Source organism: Nioella sediminis (genome assembly GCF_001879695.1).
Classification (GTDB): Bacteria; Pseudomonadota; Alphaproteobacteria; order Rhodobacterales; family Rhodobacteraceae; genus Nioella; species Nioella sediminis.
Genome location: NZ_MNBL01000171.1, coordinates 1 through 14,574 on the forward strand (window position 1 = coordinate 1; position 14,574 = coordinate 14,574).

Genomic DNA, 14,574 nt, shown 5'->3' on the forward strand with positions numbered 1-14,574 from the left:
GCGCCGCAGGCGGCGAAATCCCCATGAAAAAAGGGCGACCATCAGGCCGCCCTTTCGCAATCCTCTGATCCGGTGCCTTACGCCAGCATGGTGAGCGGGTTTTCCAGGTTCTCGACGATCGCTTTCAGCAGCTCCGCGCCAAGTGCCCCGTCGATCACCCGGTGATCCACCGACATGGTGACCGACATCACGGTCGCCACGGTCAGCTCCCCGTCGTCTCCGACAACCGGCTTCTTCACGCCCGTGCCCACGGCAAGGATCCCCGCATGCGGCGGGTTCACGATGGCGTCGAAATTGTCGATGCCGAACATGCCGAGGTTCGAGATCGCGAAGGTGCCACCCTGATATTCGGCGGGGGCGAGCTTGCGGTCGCGGGCGCGCTTGGCAAGGTCCTTCATCTCGCTCGAGAGCGCCGAGAGCGACTTCATGTCGGCGTCTTTCAGCACCGGCGTGAAGAGCCCGCCCTCGATGGCGACCGCAACGGCCACGTCCGAGGGTTTCAGTTGCAGCACCCGGTCCCCGGCCCAGACCGCGTTGCAGGCGGGGACCTGTTGCAGCGCGTTGGCGACGGCCTTGATGATGAAATCATTCACAGACAGTTTCACCCCACGCGCTTCCAGCTGCTTGTTCAGCTGCGAGCGGAACTTGAGCAGCGCGTCGAGCTTGATATCCCGGCGCAGGTAGAAATGCGGGATGGTCTGCTTGGCCTCGGATAGCCGCGCGGCGATGGTCTTGCGCATACCGTCGAGCTTGATTTCCTCGTACTCGCGGCCTTCGTACATCTTGGCGACCATGTCGGCGGACGGCCCGGCGGGGGCTGCAGCAGCAGCAGGGGCTGCAGCAGGGGCGGCGGCGGCGGGTGCAGACGCAGCGGCGGGTTTGGCCTCAGCCGCTTCCACGTCGGCCTTGACGATGCGGCCATGCGGGCCAGAGCCGGTGATATCCGCAAGGTTCAGACCCTTTTGGGCCGCGATCCGGCGGGCCAGCGGCGACGCGAAGATTCGCGTGCCGTCAGCAGCGGCAGGCGCTGCCGGGGCCGGGGCTGCAGCGGGGGCCGGGGCGGATTCAGCCGCTTTCGGGGCCTCCTTGGCGGCGGTCTCTGCCGCGGGTGCAGCAGCGGCTGCGCCGATGTCATCGGCGCTTTCGCCCTCGGCCAGCAGCATCGCAATGGGCGTGTTCACTTTCACGCCCTCAGTGCCTTCGGCCACGAGGATCTTGCCGATCACGCCTTCGTCAACGGCTTCGAATTCCATCGTCGCCTTGTCGGTTTCTATTTCGGCCAGCAGGTCGCCCGAGCTGACCTCATCGCCTTCCTTGACCAGCCATTTGGCCAGCGTGCCTTCTTCCATGGTGGGCGAGAGGGCGGGCATCAGAATTTCGGTAGGCATCTCTCGCTCTCCTTACCGGTAGGTGACTTGTTTCACGGCGGCGATGACCTCGTCGGTCGTGACCAGCGCGTGTTTTTCGAGGTTGGCGGCGTAGGGCATGGGCACGTCCTTGCCGGTGCAGTTGATCACCGGCGCGTCGAGATAATCGAACGCGTTTTCCATGATATAGGCCGACAGGTGGTTGCCGATGGAGGCCACCGGGAAGCCCTCTTCCACGGTCACGCAGCGGTTGGTCTTCTGGACCGAGGCGATCAGCGTGCCGTAGTCGAGCGGGCGCAGGGTGCGCAGGTCGATGACCTCTGCCGAGATGCCTTCTTCGGCCAGCTTGTCGGCGGCTTCCAGCGCGTATTGCATGCCGATGCCGAAGCTGACGATGGTCACATCCGTGCCTTCGCGCCAGATCCGGGCCTTGCCGAAGGGGACGGTGTAGTCATCCAGCACCGGCACCTCGAAGCTGCGGCCATAGAGGATCTCGTTTTCCAGGAAAATCACCGGGTTGGGATCGCGGATCGCGGTCTTGATCAGGCCTTTGTAGTCGGAGGCCGAATAGGGCATCACGACTTTGAGGCCGGGGATCTGCGCGTACCAGGCGGCGTAGTCCTGGCTGTGTTGCGCACCCACGCGGGCGGCCGCGCCGTTGGGGCCCCGGAAAACCATGGGCGCGCCCATCTGGCCGCCGGACATATAGAGCGTCTTGGCGGCAGAGTTGATGATGTGGTCGATGGCCTGCATGGCGAAGTTGAAGGTCATGAATTCGACGATCGGGCGCAGACCGCCAAAGGCCGCGCCGGTGGCGATGCCGGCAAAGCCGTGCTCGGTGATCGGCGTGTCGATGACGCGCTTCGATCCGAACTCGTCCAGCATGCCCTGGCTGATCTTGTAGGCGCCCTGATATTCGGCGACTTCTTCGCCCATCAGGAACACGGTGTCGTCGCGGCGCATTTCTTCAGCCATGCCGTCGCGCAGCGCTTCGCGGACGGTCTGGGTCTTCATCTCGGTGCCTTCCGGGTAGTCGGGTTCGAGATTGACGCTGACCACCGGGGCGGCCGCAGCGGCGGGGGCGGCTGCCGGGGCAGGGGCTTCTTCGGCGGCGGGGGCCGCTTCGGGCGCGGCGGCGGCAGGGGCGGGCGCGGCGGAGGCGTCTTCGCCTTCCTCCAGCAGCACCGCGATGGCCGTGTTGACCTTCACGCCTTCTGTGCCTTCGGCCACCAGGATCGGGCCCATAACGCCCTCATCCACGGCTTCGAATTCCATCGTGGCCTTGTCGGTTTCGATCTCGGCCAGGATCATGCCGGATTCGATGGTATCGCCTTCCTTGACCAGCCATTTGGCCAGCGTGCCTTCCTCCATGGTCGGCGACAGGGCGGGCATGAGAATTTCAGTTGCCATATCGTGTGTCCCCCTCGGATCAGGCGTTTTCTTGCGGAACTTCAGCCGCGTAGATGTCGGTCCAAAGCTCCTCGAGCGCAGGCTCGGGGCTTTCTTTCGCAAATTCGGCGCTCTCGTTCACGACGGCCTTGATCTCCTTGTCGATGGCCTTGAGGTCATCTTCGGAGGCATGGCCGCCGGTCAGCAGCAACTGGCGCACGTGGTCGATGGCGTCGCGTTCCTCGCGCATTTTCTGCACTTCCTCGCGGGTCCGGTATTTCGCCGGGTCCGACATGGAGTGGCCGCGATAGCGGTAGGTTTTGACTTCGAGAATGTAAGGTCCGTTGCCCGCGCGGCAGTGCGCGACGGCCTTTTCACCGGCGGCTTTCACGGCCAGCACGTCCATGCCGTCGACAGTTTCACCGGGGATGCCGAAGGGCTCGCCACGGGTGTAGATATCGGCGGTGGAGGTGGAGCGGTTTTGTGCGGTGCCCATAGCGTATTGGTTGTTTTCAATGACGAAAATCACCGGCAGCTTCCAAAGCGACGCCATGTTGAACGTCTCATAGACCTGGCCCTGGTTCGCCGCGCCGTCACCGAAATAGGTGAAGGTGACGTTGTCATTGCCCCGGTACTTGTCCGAGAAGGCGAGACCGGCGCCAAGCGGCACCTGAGCACCGACGATGCCATGGCCGCCATAGAAATGCTTCTCTTTCGAGAACATGTGCATGGAGCCGCCCTTGCCCTTGGAATAGCCGCCTTCGCGGCCAGTGAGCTCGGCCATCACGCCCTTGGGGTCCATGCCGCAGGCCAGCATATGACCGTGGTCGCGGTAGGAGGTGATGCGCTTGTCGCCTTCCTTGGTGGCCGCTTCCAGCCCGACGACGACCGCTTCCTGACCGATATAGAGGTGGCAGAAACCGCCAATCAGGCCCATGCCGTAAAGCTGGCCGGCCTTTTCCTCGAATCTGCGGATCAGCAACATCTCGCGGTAATATTCCAGCAGTTCTTCAGGCGAAACGTTTGGTTTTGCGGCAGATTTCGCTGTGCTCTTGCGCGCGGCCATGCCAGCCCCTCCTCTCGGTCAACAGAATAGTTTAACGTTGAACTATCTTCTAGCAGAGGTGTCCGCAAAAATCACGCATTGATTTTCCCATGCGTCAGCTTGCGCGGGAAACCCCGGTATGCGTTTGGATCATGGGAAGGATCAGGGCAGGACGATTTCGTCGGGGCGCATGTAGCCAAGCCGCTGGCGAGCCTGCTGGTCCAGGAGGTCGAGGTCAAGGTAATCGTCGGACAGGCGTTCGGTCAGCAGCGCCATTTCGGCGGTCTCGGCCCGCAGTTCGTCCAGCTCGGCCTGATAGACATCGCGTTCGGCCTCGATCTGGATGCGGCGGAACAGCCCGTAATCCCCCTGCACGGCGGCAAAGGTGAAATAGGCCCCGATGAACAGGAGCCCCATGGGCAGGATAAGCCCTGAAAACGAGCGTCTTTTCTGCATTTAACTCTGCCGTGCCTCACGCTCCACCCGTCATTTCGCGGGCGGTTGCAGGGGCAGACTCGCATATCGCGGCGCAAAAGGGAATCCCCTGATTCGCAGCGTCGGACGTTGCGTCATTTCGGCAGGGTGGTTGAACCTGACAATCATCTTCTTAGATTCATTCTAAATAGAAAGCGAATTTGAAAGGACAGTCCCATGCCCCGCAACGCCACCAGCCTTCCCGCCCTGCAAAAAGCCCTGTCGATGGAACTTGCCGCGTCCCAGCAATACCTGCTGCATGCCCATGTGCTGGAGGATTGGGGTCTTGGCAAACTGGCCGCCACGATGCGCGAGGAAATGCAGGAAGAGCTTGGCCATGCGGGCCAGTTCATCGACCGGATTCTGTTTCTGGGCGGTGACCCCGAGATGGTGCCTGCGAAAACGCCGGTGCGGGCGAACAGCCTGAAAGAGATGTTCGAGATCGACCGCGCCGATGAGGCCGAGGCGATCGAGGTCTATTCCGCTGCCGCCGCCGAGGCGAGCGCCGCAAACGATATCGGCAGCCGGGTGCTGTTCGAAACGATTGCGCTGGATGAGGAAGGCCATTGGGGCTGGCTCGATCAGCAGCTTGATCTGTTGGAGCGGCTTGGCGAACCGGTCTTCATGCAGACCTATCTGGGGGCCGCCCCCGCCGCTGAAGCGTAACAAAACCCCCTCCCCGGACCGACCGGGGAGGGGGGTTCCTGATGACCTGACCTGCGCGGATCAGCCCGCGACAGACGCATCCCGGATCGACTGAATGGACGCGTCCAGCACGGCGTTGAACTGCTCATCCGTCTGCTGTGCCGAAAGACCCTCGGTCAGGGCGCGGCTGAAGCTCGCGATCATGCCGGTCTGACGCGACAGGCGGTCATTGGCTTCCTCGCGGTTGTACCCGCCCGACAGCGCCACGACCTTCAGAACGCGCGGGTGATCGACCAGCGGTTTGTAGAGGTTGTCGACCTCGGGCAGGGTCAGTTTCAGCATTACCATCTGGTCATCCGCCAGCGCGTCGAGATGGGCGAGGATCACGTCGCGCAGCATCTCTTCGGCTTCCGCCTTGTCGGAAATGGTGATGGTCACCTCAGGCTCGATGATCGGCACCAGCCCCTTGGCAAGGATCTGCTTGCCCACCTCGAACTGTTGCTCCACCACGGCCTTGATACCCGCAGGGTTCGCCGCCGAAATGACCGACCGCATCTTGGTGCCGTAGACGCCATTGGCCACGGCGCGGTCCAGCAGCGCGTCGAGATCGGGCATCGGCTTCATCACCTGGCAGCCGTTTTCCTCTGCCGCCAGACCCTTGTCGACCTTGAGGAACGGCACCACGCCGCACTCTTCCCACAGGAACTGGGCCGAGGGCTTGCCGCCGATCTGCCGGTCCATGGTCATCTCGAACAGGATCGCGCCGACCACCCGGTCGCCGTTGAAGGCGGGCGATTGCACGATCCGGGCGCGCATGGCGTGAACCAGATCGAACATTTCGGCGTCGTTGCTGTAGGCGTCCTCGCCAACCCCGTAAAGCCGCAGCGCCTTGGGCGTGGAGCCGCCCGATTGGTCGAGCGCGGCGATAAAGCCCTGTCCGTTGCGGATAAGGTCGGTCTGGTCCTGATTCGGCATGGGGAAATCCTTGGCAATCTGTCAAAGCCCGGGCCCGGGCGTCTTTCTGCCCGGTGATAGGACAGGCCCGGCGCGGCTTCAATTCTGGTTACGCTAACAGGGGGCGATGACCGCCCCCTGCATTCCGGTTTCACTCACTGGCGGGGCTGGCAAACCAGACCGTGTTGGCCCGGTCGTGGATGACAGCCAGCGTTTCGGCCCATTGGGTCGCGTCGGCGTCGGGCATCCGGTCGCCCATGGCTTCCAGTTCGTCGACGATCAGCGCCGCGCCGGCATCGCCGGAAGCCAGAGCCAGCAGCGCGTAGAAATAGGCATCGGAATAGCGGCGGGGCGCGCCGAGACCGGACAGCGCCGCTTGTGCCATCTGCCGCAGCTCGCGCCCCGTTTCATCACCCGAAAGGATCAGGTCTCCGCCGTCTTCCTCCTGCAGTTCCAGCACGTCGAGCAGGGGCATCGCGGCCTCCAGCCGGTCGAGATGGGCGAAGGCCAGCCGGTCGCCTCGGGCCGCCGCATCGCGGGCGATCCGGTAGGCGAAGGCGGGGTCGAGCGCGTCGAGCGTGCCAAGCGCCATATCCAGCGCGTCCGGGTTGCCGGTTTCCAGCAGCGGGGTCAGCAGTTCCATCGCAAGGCCCGGATCGCGCGGTGCGCCGATACCGGTCAGGAAGGCATGGGCATAGCGCATCAGGTCCGCGTCGCCAAATTCCACGTCGCCGCCGTCGATCCAGGTCTGAATCTCTGCGGCCTCATCGGCGGTGATACGGCTGTCGGGCCGATCCGCGTCGGTGAACAGCATCGGCGAGAGGGCGGCAACGAAAGGTCCGAATTCATCGAGCAGGTCTTCATTGAGGCGCACCGGGGCCTCGGGCGCGAATTCAAGCCGCAAGGTGCCGGGGTTCGCGGCAAAACGGGCGAAGGTGGCGGCGCTGGCCTCGATAAAGGCAAAGGCGGCCTCGTCCTCGGGGCTGTTGAGAGGCGCGGGCTGCGGTGCGGGTGCGGGGCTTTCCTCATCCCCTTTGCCATCGCTCGGCGCCTCCGGGGCCGGGGCAGGGGCAGGGGCAGGGGCCTCATCCGGGTCCATATAGCGGGGCAGCAGCTCATCCACCAGTTGCGGAACAATGACCTCGGGCAGCAGCATCATCGGCGGAATCTCGGGTGAGATGATCGACCAATAGCCCTGATCCGTCACCTCGATTTCGGCAAAGGCCAGATCGGCCACCGGCTCTTCCCGGTCGAAATTGACCGCGAAATAGCTGAATTCCGCATGGGCGCGCAGTTCTGCCAGCCCGGCGGTGTCAGCCAGAATGTCGAGGGTCAGGCCGGAACTGGCATAGTCATATTCCAGCCGGATCTGTCCCCGGTCCAGCACCATTTCGGTGATGCCGATCTCGGCCAGATCGCCACGGTCCCGTTCGCTCAGGCAGCCATCGCCCAATTCGAAGCCAAGAACGTCGATATCCAGCGCCCCATAGGCGATCTGCTCCAGCGGCGCGGTGGTGATCACCGCGCGATCGAGCGTGATCGTGCAGTCGGGCTCTTCATAGGGTGACACTTCAAGTCCGGTCAGGATCATGCGGCCATCCAGCGGGCGGATATCCATATGGGCATAGGTCACCTCGGCCACGCCGCGCAGCGCATTGATCACGATCTGGCCGCCCATGTTTGCCAGCCGGTCGACCGTCAGCAGGTCCAGCAGGGTGACAGGCTCGGCGCGGGCGGGGACGGTCAGCAAGGGGACAAGGGCGGTGGCGGAAAGCAGGAAACGGCGGATCATGGCAATATCTCCGGTCGGAAATGAAAGGGACTGGTGCAGACAGGAAACCCCAAATGGCCTGCATCTTGCAACCGGTTTGGGTGAAACCCCGGCGGCTCGCGACGCTCTATCCCGAGAGGGCATAGCGCTGGATCACGCGGAACCTGCCTTGCGCGTCTTCCCCCACAAGGGCGAGATCATCAATCCGGTAGGGTTGCGGCAGAACCGGCGTGAACAAATTGCGCAGGCGTTCGGCCACCCTGTCGGCGTCTTCGCCAAGCCGCCCCGTCAGCGTCATGTGAAAGCGGAACTCTTCCATCACGTAAGGGTAGCCCCATTGCACGAGGTTGGCCTCTTGCCGGGCAGAGAGACCCGATTTGCGGCGCCGGTCCAGCTCGGCCTGTGAAGGGGCGGCGCGGAACCTGTCGAGCCGCCTTACGGTTTCCGCCGCCAGATGCGCAAGCGCCTCTGCGGGGGTTGCTGGCACAACCGCGACGAACCCGCCAAGGCGGCGCAGGGTCAGGGCCGGAATCTCGACCGGTGCAAGGCCGGCGCACAGCGCCGCCGCGGCATCGCGCAAGGCCGTTTCGCTCATGCCGTCTGCCAGCCGGAAGGGCGGTTTCACCGTGCCGTGAAAGCCGTATTTGCGGGGCGTTGCGGTCATCTCTGCCACCGGACGGGGAAGGCCCTCGACCGTCGGGGGGGCGAGAGTACATCCTGCCACGCTGTCCCATCCCAGCCACGCGGCCCCCGTGGCGTAGAAGGCACCATGGGGCACGGCATAGATCCCGTAGCGGCGATAGGCGGTCATGGGCCTTTCCTTTCCAGCGGTGAAGAGGCCCCGTTCAGATGACAGAAGAGCCGATCCTTGCCAATGCGCGGGCGCGGCAGGTTTGCCGATCCGCCGCTTTTCAGCGGCACAAGGCCCCGCGCCACAAGAGAGTGGTGAGGGGAGTGAACCCAAGGGGCTATCGCTGCCGCTTGGCCCGATACCCGACCTGTCGTCCTGGATGCCGTCATGATGTGTTGCCACCGAGTCGATTTCAGATCATCGGCACATGCCACGGAAACATGACAGGTTTTCCCGGCCTCCGGGCCTGTGGGTGAATTCTTTGCAGCGAAAGCCCCCTGAACCTGTATCAGGCCCGGAGATCCGCGCCGTCACCAGCCCAAGCGGTCAGGGGGCGGTGATGGGCGGCGGTTTGCGCCGTTTGCCCGACAGTGCATTTCCCGCAATCGCCACCAGCAGAACGGCCCCGCCAAGCAGCGTGTTCAGGCTGGCCGTTTCACCAAGGAACAGCCAGACCCAGAACGGCCCGAGCAGCACCTCGGCCAGCGACAGCAGGGCCAGTTCCGCGGCAGGCAGGCTGCGCGACCCGAGCGTATAGAGAATCAGCCCCGCGCCGACCTGAAACACCCCCATCCCCATGGAGACCGCGCCATCCTGCGCGCTGATCACAATTGGCAGGCCCGAGAGTTTGCAGACCGCGACTGTCACGACGATTGCGAACAGGCCGGACAGAAAGACCGATGGCAACATCTCGCCCGTGCGTCCCCATCTGAGGGACACGGTGAACACCGCGAAGCCGAAAGCAGAGCCAAGCGCCGCGAGACTGCCATTCAGCGCGACGCTGCCGGACTTGTCGGCGACCATGATGGCGATCCCGCCGATGGCGATGGCAATCGCGATCCATGTTGCGATGCGCACGGGTTCTCTCAGCACGATCCATCCCAGCACCGCAGCCATGAAGGGTGCGGTTGCAAACAGAAGCATCGCATTGGCAACCGAGGTGTGCTGGATCGAGTAGATGCCCCCGGAAAAGGCCGCGACCAGCGACAGCCCGGCAATCACGGATGCAACGCCCATGCGGCGGATCTGGGCAAAGGGGCTTTCGCCCGATCGCAGCCGAATGACCACGTAGAGAAACAGCGTCATGCTGATGGAACGGTACAACAGGATCTGCCAGACGACCGCGTCTTCGATCATGCGGATACCAAGCCCGACCGTCGACCATAGAACCCCGGCCGCAAACACGAAGAGCACGCCGAACCTGTGGGCGCCCGCCGCTGAATTGGGGGAAGTCAAAGCTGTCATGTTGCGCCGGTCGGAGGTGACTTTTCGCAAGGCTAACCGCTTGACTCGCCCCCGTATGCGCCGAAAGCGACATGATCCCCGATCCGAAGGCCCGTTTGCGAAGTCTTTTCCCGGTGGCCGCGACATCACCCGCCGCAGTCCGCTTTCGCAAGCGAACCGCAACGATGCCCCGCGATGGCGGGTGGCTGCCAGACGATCGGGCGATCAGCCCTCCAGCGCGGCCACGCCGGGCAGGGTCTTGCCCTCCATCCACTCCAGAAAGGCCCCGCCCGCGGTCGAAATATAGGTAAAGCGATCCGCAGCCCCCGCCTTGTTCAGCGCCGCGACCGTATCGCCGCCACCGGCCACCGAAATAAGCTTGCCTTCGGCGGTCAGCCGCGCGGCCTCTTCTGCGGCGGCATTGGTGGCGGCGTCGAAGGGCTCGATCTCGAAGGCACCAAGCGGGCCGTTCCAAATAAGCGTCCTGCACTGACCGAACACCTCTTTCAGCGCCGCGACAGTTGCCGGACCCGCGTCGAGGATCATCGCATCTGCCGGGCATTGATCGGCGGGCAGGGTCTCGCTCGCGGCATTGGCGGCAAACTCCCGGGCCACGACAATATCTACCGGCAGATGAACGGCGCAGCCCGCGGACTTTGCCTTCTCGAGGATCTCGCGCGCGGTATCGGCCATCTCATGCTCGGCCAGCGATTTGCCCACGTCCACGCCCTGCGCGGCCAGGAAGGTGTTGGCCATGCCGCCGCCGATCACCAGGTGATCCACCTTTTCCACCAGATTGCCCAGAAGATCGAGCTTGGTGGACACTTTGGCCCCGCCCACCACGGCGGCGACCGGCCGCGCGGGCGAACCGAGCGCCTTGTCCAGCGCCGAAAGCTCCTCGGCCATCAGACGCCCCGCGCAGGAGGGCAGACGCCGCGCCACACCTTCCGTCGAGGCATGCGCCCGGTGCGCCGCCGAAAACGCATCGTTGCAGTAGATATCGCCCAGAGAGGCCAGGAAATCCGCCATCATCGGATCGTTCTTTTCCTCCATCGGCGTGAAGCGGGTGTTCTCGACCAGCACCACGGTGCCAGCAGGCAGCGCCTCCAACGCCTCGCGCGACGGCTTCTCGATGAATTCCACAGACTGCCCCAGCTTCTCCTCCAGCGTGGGCAGGGTGATCCGCAGGCTCATCTCCGGCACAACTTTGCCCTTGGGCCGCCCGAAATGCGCCAACAAAACCGGTGTGCCGCCATGGGCAAGGATATCCTTCACCGTCGGCACGATCCGCTCGATCCGGGTGGCATCCGTCACCCGGCCATTCTCCACCGGTACGTTGATATCGACGCGGGTCAGCACGATCTTGCCCGCAAGCTCCATGTCATCGAGCGTTTTCCAGCCCATGGAATCCTCCTGTCAAATGTTGCGCCGCTCATAGCATCCCGAAGGCAAAAGGGCAGCCGCCATCATGCCGCTGCCCCTTCTTCTTGGTCCAAATACTCCCGCCGGAGGCATCTACCCCCTCAACCGGCGCGGAGGGTCATGCCTGCAGACCGCGGCTTACCAACAATCCGTGGCAACGCGGCCCGACGACGGCCCCGCAGGGGCCCGAGGAGGGCCGCTCCCGGATCGACGCCGTCAGGCGGCGAAACCCCTTACAGATGCTTGCCCATCTCCACGGCGGTATCCAGCATCCGGCAGGAAAAGCCCCATTCATTGTCATACCAGGTGAGGATCCGGCACATGCGGTTTTCCAGGACCTTGGTCTGGTCCGTCGCAAAGGTAGAGCTGTGCGGGTCATGGTTGAAATCCATCGACACCAGCGGCTTGTCGGTCACGCCCAGAATGCCCTTGAGCGGCCCCTCTGCCGCTGCCGCGCGGATCAGCGCGTTGATCTCGTCGACCGTGGTGTCGCGAGCGGCCTCAAAGGTCAGGTCCACGACCGACACGTTCGGCGTCGGCACCCGCACGGCCACCCCGTCAAGCTTGCCCGCCAGTTCCGGCAGAACCAGACCCACGGCGCGGGCGGCGCCGGTGGAGGTGGGGATCATGCTCATCGCCGCCGCGCGGGCGCGGTAGAGGTCGGAATGCATCGTGTCCAGCGTCGGCTGGTCGCCGGTGTAGCTGTGGATCGTGGTCATGAAGCCCCGATCAATGCCGATCCCGTCATTCAGGACCTTGACCACCGGGGCGAGGCAGTTCGTTGTGCAGGAGGCGTTCGAGACATGCAGATCAGCGCTGGTCAGCGTGCCGTGGTTCACGCCATAGACAATCGTCTTGTCCGCGCCTGAGGACGGTGCCGAGACCAGCACGCGGGACGCGCCGTTTTCCAGGTGTACCTTGGCCTTGTCGCCCTTGAAGATGCCGGTGCATTCCAGAACGATATCCACATCGCCCCAGGGCAGTTCGGCGGGGTTGCGGATGGCGGTCACGGAGATCTTGCCGCGACCGGCGTCGATCCAGCCCTCGCCATGGGTCACCTCGGACGGGAAGCGCCCATGGACGCTGTCATATTGTAGCAAATGGGCATTGGTTTCGACCGGGCCCAGATCGTTGATCGCAACCACCTCGACATCGCTGCGGCCATTTTCGATGAGCGCGCGCAGCACCAGACGCCCGATGCGGCCGAACCCGTTGATGGCAACCTTCACACTCATGGCAGATCCTCTCGCTTTCTCCTGGCCCGGAGCCTCGCCCCGACAGCCATGTTAACGCTAACATGGCCGCTGTGTAGCCGATCCTCCCTCGAAAGGGAAGCCGGATTTCAGCCTGTGCCGGGGATCAGCGCCAGAACGCCACGATGTCCAGCAGGCGCAGCAACTGCCTGCCAAGTGCGATATGCAAGTCCCACCCGAAATAGAGAAAGTCGGCCGCGAAAACCGCCACGATCAGGACGGTCAGCCATAGCGCAATGATGTTGGTCATGTCGGTGCAATGCCCTGCTAGGAAATCGCGGTCAGTCTAGGCAAGCGGGCGCGGCTGCGAAACCCCGCCCGACAGTTCCGCAGTCAGAAATACCGCGTCAGGCCGAGCCGCACCATACCCACCCGATTGTCCGAAACTGTCCACACCGGGCCGGACAGTGTATAGCGCGTATCCTCGAAATCCATGTATTGCAGCTCTGCCCGGAAGGTCCAGCCATCCTGCAGCGGATGTTCATAGCCGATCCCGGCCAGCCAGCCGCCCAGATCACGTTCCTGCCGGGCAAACCCGACCGGGGCCAGGTCGACACGGCCCATTGCGAGGCCAGCAAAACCGTAAAAATGCCCGTCCCCCAAGCGCTGGCCCAGTTGTGCGCGCAAGGCCGCATAGCTTTGCAGCGTGGTTTCACAGCCCGCGGCGCAGCCAGCATAGCCCGTGCCATCCGCAGGGGTCACCGTGATGTCCAGCGCCAGGCCGAAATAGGTCCGCCCCGTTCGCCAGTTATACCCGACAATCGCCCCGCCACCGCGCCCGGCAAGGTCAAACACTCCGGTACTTGCGGGGGCAAGCGGGTCGGTCCAGTTGGACTGGCCGAATGCGTAGGTCATGGAAAACCCGGCATAGGCACCCGAGAAATCGAAGGCTGTGCTGCGGTCCTCGGCATGGGCGGCCATCGTGCCGGCCAGCATCGCCAGTCCGGTCATCGCAAGGCGCAAGTGTGACGTGAGTTTCCTGATCATCTGCTCCCCCTCGAAGATCGAATCTTCGTTATCCCCGAGGGCAGTAGAGGATAGAATTAACCATTTATCCAGAGATTTCCGCGACCGGTTGTCCCGCGTCTTCCACGGCGCTGTCATGGTCCATGATCTCTTCGATCAAAAGGCTCAGAAGCTCGCCGCGATTGCCCACGCCCGCCTTGCGATAAATGGCGTTGAGCTGCGATTTCACCGTACCTTCCGCCGATCCGCGCAGGCCCGCGATATCGGTGATCGACAGCCCCTTGACGCTGAAATGGGCCACGTCGCGCTCGGCGGCGGTCAGCGACCATTCCGTGAAGCGTTCCTCGATCACGTCGTGAAAGGCGCGGGCGGCCAGGCTGACCTGCCGTTCCAGATGCGCTTTACGCTGCAACAGCCGCATCAGCACCCGGATCTCGAAAGCGATGCCCGCGATCAGGGCCAGCGTGGCAGCAGTTTCAAGCACCAGCATCTGCTCGACCGGTCCACTGGCTGCGTTGCGCATGGCGTCGGTGATAACGTCCCACAAAAAGAAGGCCGCGCAGAGGGTCTGCGCAGCGATCAGGGCGATCACGATCGCCGGTTGTTCCGAATAGGGCCGCTTCATGGATCGACCTTTACCCCCTCGGGCACGGTTTTCACACCCGAAACCATCGCGCGGGGCAGATTGACGCCGGTGCGCAGGCTTTCCCAGATCACCGCGCCCACATGGGCAACGATGGAGATTTCGGCCCAGGTCACCAGCACCTCGTGCAGCTCCTCGACCCACTCGATGCCCCACCAGGCATTGGTGGTCATCATGTAGCCGGTCGCGCCGATGGCCAGAATCGTCAGCAAAAGGTTGTAGATCATCAGCGCCCCAAGCGGCGTGTGGCCCAGATGGGTCCGCTTGCGGCCCGTGGCGATGTCCGACAGCTGGTCCATGGCCCCCTTGGCCGAGGGCAGAAAGCTGGTGAACCGGGCATAGCGGCTGCCGAACAGCCCCCAGAGGATACGCAGCCCGATCAGGGCAACGACGGCGTAGCCGACCCATTCATGCAGATTGCTTTCCGGGTCCGTGAAAAGCGCATTGGCCGCGAAGGCAATGACCAGCGACCAGTGAAAGACCCGCACCAGGGGGTCCCATACTCTGTAGATCCGGGAACTCATCGGCCCGTCCTTTCCGATTGGCAAGAGGTGGGGGCAGCCCGTTGGCT

15 protein-coding genes are annotated in these 14,574 nt (G+C 63.7%); 1 reads left to right on the forward strand and 14 read right to left on the reverse strand.

Annotated features, from left to right (window positions below; genetic code table 11):
- Positions 1-77: 77 nt before the first annotated feature.
- The 4 genes from BKY26_RS18595 to BKY26_RS18610 form a co-directional block, all read right to left on the reverse strand.
- Positions 78-1,388 carry a pyruvate dehydrogenase complex dihydrolipoamide acetyltransferase gene (locus tag BKY26_RS18595; RefSeq protein WP_071691875.1) on the reverse strand — a complete coding sequence of 437 codons (1,311 nt, stop codon included), beginning with the start codon at positions 1,386-1,388 and terminating at the stop codon, positions 78-80.
- A 12-nt stretch (positions 1,389-1,400) separates the two neighbouring features.
- A complete protein-coding gene (locus BKY26_RS18600; RefSeq protein ID WP_071691876.1) occupies positions 1,401-2,777 on the reverse strand; it encodes a pyruvate dehydrogenase complex E1 component subunit beta in 1,377 nt (458 codons plus the stop codon).
- A 19-nt stretch (positions 2,778-2,796) separates the two neighbouring features.
- Positions 2,797-3,822, reverse strand: coding sequence for a pyruvate dehydrogenase (acetyl-transferring) E1 component subunit alpha (pdhA, locus tag BKY26_RS18605; RefSeq protein ID WP_071691877.1), 1,026 nt, complete (start codon positions 3,820-3,822; stop codon positions 2,797-2,799).
- 141 nt (positions 3,823-3,963) lie between these two features.
- The gene (locus tag BKY26_RS18610) at positions 3,964-4,218 is read right to left on the reverse strand and encodes an FtsB family cell division protein (RefSeq protein WP_342715049.1); all 255 of its coding nucleotides are present in this window, start codon (positions 4,216-4,218) and stop codon (positions 3,964-3,966) included.
- Positions 4,219-4,452: 234 nt separating this feature from the next.
- Between BKY26_RS18610 and BKY26_RS18615 the strand changes: the two genes are divergently transcribed.
- On the forward strand, positions 4,453-4,941 hold the full coding sequence (locus BKY26_RS18615; protein WP_071691879.1) for a bacterioferritin: 489 nt from the start codon (positions 4,453-4,455) through the stop codon (positions 4,939-4,941).
- Positions 4,942-5,001: 60 nt separating this feature from the next.
- Here BKY26_RS18615 and BKY26_RS18620 read toward each other — a convergent pair whose 3' ends face one another.
- From BKY26_RS18620 to BKY26_RS18660, 10 genes are all read right to left on the reverse strand, one after another.
- The gene (locus tag BKY26_RS18620; protein ID WP_071691880.1) at positions 5,002-5,895 is read right to left on the reverse strand and encodes a fructose bisphosphate aldolase; all 894 of its coding nucleotides are present in this window, start codon (positions 5,893-5,895) and stop codon (positions 5,002-5,004) included.
- Positions 5,896-6,025: 130 nt separating this feature from the next.
- Positions 6,026-7,666 carry a hypothetical protein gene (locus BKY26_RS18625; RefSeq protein WP_071691881.1) on the reverse strand — a complete coding sequence of 547 codons (1,641 nt, stop codon included), beginning with the start codon at positions 7,664-7,666 and terminating at the stop codon, positions 6,026-6,028.
- Positions 7,667-7,772: 106 nt separating this feature from the next.
- Positions 7,773-8,456, reverse strand: coding sequence for a DUF1045 domain-containing protein (locus BKY26_RS18630; protein WP_071691882.1), 684 nt, complete (start codon positions 8,454-8,456; stop codon positions 7,773-7,775).
- A gap of 366 nt (positions 8,457-8,822) precedes the next feature.
- Positions 8,823-9,740 (reverse strand): DMT family transporter, encoded by a 918-nt coding sequence (locus BKY26_RS18635; RefSeq protein WP_071691883.1) that lies wholly within the window; start codon positions 9,738-9,740, stop codon positions 8,823-8,825.
- Between the two features lie 204 nt (positions 9,741-9,944).
- A complete protein-coding gene (locus BKY26_RS18640; RefSeq protein WP_071691884.1) occupies positions 9,945-11,123 on the reverse strand; it encodes a phosphoglycerate kinase in 1,179 nt (392 codons plus the stop codon).
- Between the two features lie 251 nt (positions 11,124-11,374).
- Positions 11,375-12,376, reverse strand: coding sequence for a type I glyceraldehyde-3-phosphate dehydrogenase (gene gap, locus BKY26_RS18645; RefSeq protein ID WP_071691885.1), 1,002 nt, complete (start codon positions 12,374-12,376; stop codon positions 11,375-11,377).
- A 124-nt stretch (positions 12,377-12,500) separates the two neighbouring features.
- Entirely contained in the window at positions 12,501-12,644 is a 144-nt protein-coding gene (locus tag BKY26_RS20450) for a hypothetical protein (RefSeq protein WP_169829071.1), read from the reverse strand.
- Between the two features lie 83 nt (positions 12,645-12,727).
- Entirely contained in the window at positions 12,728-13,345 is a 618-nt protein-coding gene (locus tag BKY26_RS18650; protein WP_071691886.1) for an outer membrane protein, read from the reverse strand.
- A gap of 100 nt (positions 13,346-13,445) precedes the next feature.
- Positions 13,446-13,985 carry a helix-turn-helix transcriptional regulator gene (locus BKY26_RS18655; RefSeq protein ID WP_071691887.1) on the reverse strand — a complete coding sequence of 180 codons (540 nt, stop codon included), beginning with the start codon at positions 13,983-13,985 and terminating at the stop codon, positions 13,446-13,448.
- Positions 13,982-14,527 carry a cytochrome b/b6 domain-containing protein gene (locus BKY26_RS18660; protein WP_071691888.1) on the reverse strand — a complete coding sequence of 182 codons (546 nt, stop codon included), beginning with the start codon at positions 14,525-14,527 and terminating at the stop codon, positions 13,982-13,984. The genes BKY26_RS18655 and BKY26_RS18660 overlap by 4 nt, the downstream gene beginning before the upstream one ends.
- Positions 14,528-14,574 lie beyond the last annotated feature (47 nt).

Bases quoted from the DNA above. Each gene is read 5' to 3' on its own strand.
- BKY26_RS18650 (WP_071691886.1), bottom strand. From the start codon at position 13,345: ATGACCGGACTGGCGATGCTGGCCGGCACGATGGCCGCCCATGCCGAG.
- BKY26_RS18600 (WP_071691876.1), bottom strand. From the start codon at position 2,777: ATGGCAACTGAAATTCTCATGCCCGCCCTGTCGCCGACCATGGAGGAA.
- BKY26_RS18635 (WP_071691883.1), bottom strand. From the start codon at position 9,740: ATGACAGCTTTGACTTCCCCCAATTCAGCGGCGGGCGCCCACAGGTTC.
- BKY26_RS20450 (WP_169829071.1), bottom strand. From the start codon at position 12,644: ATGACCAACATCATTGCGCTATGGCTGACCGTCCTGATCGTGGCGGTT.
- BKY26_RS18610 (WP_342715049.1), bottom strand. From the start codon at position 4,218: ATGGGGCTCCTGTTCATCGGGGCCTATTTCACCTTTGCCGCCGTGCAG.
- BKY26_RS18625 (WP_071691881.1), bottom strand. From the start codon at position 7,666: ATGATCCGCCGTTTCCTGCTTTCCGCCACCGCCCTTGTCCCCTTGCTG.
- BKY26_RS18615 (WP_071691879.1), top strand. From the start codon at position 4,453: ATGCCCCGCAACGCCACCAGCCTTCCCGCCCTGCAAAAAGCCCTGTCG.
- BKY26_RS18630 (WP_071691882.1), bottom strand. From the start codon at position 8,456: ATGACCGCCTATCGCCGCTACGGGATCTATGCCGTGCCCCATGGTGCC.
- BKY26_RS18660 (WP_071691888.1), bottom strand. From the start codon at position 14,527: ATGAGTTCCCGGATCTACAGAGTATGGGACCCCCTGGTGCGGGTCTTT.
- BKY26_RS18655 (WP_071691887.1), bottom strand. From the start codon at position 13,985: ATGAAGCGGCCCTATTCGGAACAACCGGCGATCGTGATCGCCCTGATC.
- BKY26_RS18595 (WP_071691875.1), bottom strand. From the start codon at position 1,388: ATGCCTACCGAAATTCTGATGCCCGCCCTCTCGCCCACCATGGAAGAA.
- BKY26_RS18640 (WP_071691884.1), bottom strand. From the start codon at position 11,123: ATGGGCTGGAAAACGCTCGATGACATGGAGCTTGCGGGCAAGATCGTG.
- gap (WP_071691885.1), bottom strand. From the start codon at position 12,376: ATGAGTGTGAAGGTTGCCATCAACGGGTTCGGCCGCATCGGGCGTCTG.
- pdhA (WP_071691877.1), bottom strand. From the start codon at position 3,822: ATGGCCGCGCGCAAGAGCACAGCGAAATCTGCCGCAAAACCAAACGTT.
- BKY26_RS18620 (WP_071691880.1), bottom strand. From the start codon at position 5,895: ATGCCGAATCAGGACCAGACCGACCTTATCCGCAACGGACAGGGCTTT.